This window comes from Pseudovibrio sp. POLY-S9, from assembly GCF_001431305.1.
Classification (GTDB): Bacteria; Pseudomonadota; Alphaproteobacteria; order Rhizobiales; family Stappiaceae; genus Pseudovibrio.
In genome coordinates this window covers 1-1,950 of the sequence record NZ_LCWX01000082.1, presented here as the reverse complement: position 1 = coordinate 1,950, position 1,950 = coordinate 1, and the positions used below count along the sequence as shown (strand labels likewise).

The window sequence follows — 1,950 nt, the reverse complement described above, 5'->3', positions numbered from 1 at the left end:
TGATTGAAGGGGCATGCCCCTTCAATCAAAAGTCAAAGCTGCGAAAGTGGGTAATTTTCAAGCAGCACAAATGGGGAAAATACATCCAGCACTGACAGTCATGAAGGTTGAGCTTAGGACAATAAGCCATCCGACCCAATAAATACCCACAAGCGCTAGGCCCAATGGAGTTCCAGAAACATCCCAGACGACCCTAGCCATCGGCTGCCAATAAAAGAAAATCAGGCACAAAGCCAGAGAGGACAGCAACACATAGGTGCTCCGCTCTATAGGCTGGGGAATAATTTTCTTCCAGATGAGTTTGAAACCGGGGCGCGCCATCACACTGTGCTGAAGTGCAAAAATCGTTAGCAGCAGTAGATTGATACCAAGGCTCGGTAGAAAAGCCCCAGGCGATCCTGAATCGATCCCCTTTGGCACAACAATGTTGGCTACAAAGCCAATGGCGTAAAGAAAGGTGAGAAAAAAGACGATGTAGGATAATATTCCATAAGAAAATGCAAGAGCGCGTCCCATATTAACCTCCAGGTTCCGTACGCCGCCTTGATCGCAGACGTTGACATAAAGGTGCGCTTGCTCTCTTGATTAAGAAAGTTCGGCTTTAATAGTAATTCACTACGGATTCCATAGTTGTTTTGTAAAACGGAGTTCATTACGTTCAGATTATGAAAACTTCCCGTAAGATCTTGCCCGGCAGCTTGTGTCCTGCGATAGCTTCAGCCGATGTTATCGGTGACAAGTGGGTTCTTCTTATTCTGCGTGAATTGTTTCTAGGATCTACGCATTTCAGTGACTTTCAACGGGCAATACCACGCGTGTCACCTTCGATTTTGAGCAACCGCCTCAAGTCGCTAGAAGACGCAGAACTTATTCTACGCAAAACCACTGAAACTGGCCGAACAAAGGAATATCGGCTTACCAGATCGGGAAGGGAGTTGGGGCCGATCATCGATGCCATGGCTGTTTGGGGGCTACGTTGGCGAAGTCGCCGTATAATGGAGCAAGACTGTGATGTTGGCGCGTTCATGTGGGACTTCCATCGAACTCTGGCAACAGATGCGATGCCGGGCGGCGAAACAGTGATCCACGTGCACATTATCGATCAAAGCAGGCTCGGTAGCTGGTGGATTTTAGCGAATGGCAAAACCGTAGATCTATGCACAGATGATCCGGGCCACGATGTGGATGTCTATATCAGTGCGCGGCTTGAGTGCCTAGTATCCATTTGGATGCGCGATATTTCAATCAACAAAGCAAAAGCGAATAACGATTTATACCTTGAGGGCTCCAGAGAACTGGTTCAATCTGCTCAGGACTGGTTCGCCTGTTCTCCTTACTCGAAAATTAAACCTGCCCCGAATATTTGATCTCGGTAAACCGCTACTGTTCAATACCTGCTGGTCGTTTAAGCAGGGTACTGCAAGAAGGCGTTGAGACCTACGATCACATTCTCCACCTCCACAATCGCTCTTAATCGGCAGGAGCTTGCTTTGCGTGTATGTCTTCAAGGTTATGATTGCTGCAGCAACATTGGTAACTATCTGCTCCCCGCCGAAGCCATATGGATGAGATATGGGGCTAAACACCTCAGCAGCGAGTGCCGCTGCTGAGGAAGCGTTCAAAGATATCCCTAGCAAGGCCCGCAAGCGCTATTCCGCAGAAGACAAGATCCGTATCGTGCTTGCCGGATTACATGATGAAGACAGTATTGCTGAGCTGAGCCGGTAAGAAGGTATCTCGCAGAGCTCTACTACAATTGGTCCAAGGAAGTTTCTTGAAGTAGATAAGAAATGGCTTGCTGGGGACACCGGCAAGGGCCCTGTTGCAAAATACCTTAGCGCCTACAGAAAAAGGGCCATTACCTGATGGGGTGGATGGCTCCTGCTCCCACCAACGCCGTAATGCGTCATACTGCAGTTGTCATGGACAGCAAACGAATGGAGCCACCCC

At 48.7% G+C, this 1,950-nt stretch carries 3 protein-coding genes; 2 read left to right on the top strand and 1 reads right to left on the bottom strand.

What is annotated here, in order from left to right:
- Positions 1-57: 57 nt before the first annotated feature.
- Positions 58-516, bottom strand: a complete 459-nt coding sequence (locus PPL9_RS06470) for a hypothetical protein (RefSeq protein ID WP_057461931.1) — start codon at positions 514-516, stop codon at positions 58-60.
- A 479-nt stretch (positions 517-995) separates the two neighbouring features.
- Here PPL9_RS06470 and PPL9_RS34120 point away from each other — a divergent pair, with 479 nt between their 5' ends.
- Both PPL9_RS34120 and PPL9_RS32315 read left to right on the top strand, forming a co-directional pair.
- Complete coding sequence (locus PPL9_RS34120; protein ID WP_244273358.1) at positions 996-1,367, top strand: SCP2 sterol-binding domain-containing protein; 372 nt, start codon at positions 996-998, stop codon at positions 1,365-1,367.
- Positions 1,368-1,572: 205 nt separating this feature from the next.
- Positions 1,573-1,728 (top strand): hypothetical protein, encoded by a 156-nt coding sequence (locus PPL9_RS32315; RefSeq protein WP_161831232.1) that lies wholly within the window; start codon positions 1,573-1,575, stop codon positions 1,726-1,728.
- The last annotated feature ends 222 nt before the right edge of the window (positions 1,729-1,950 follow it).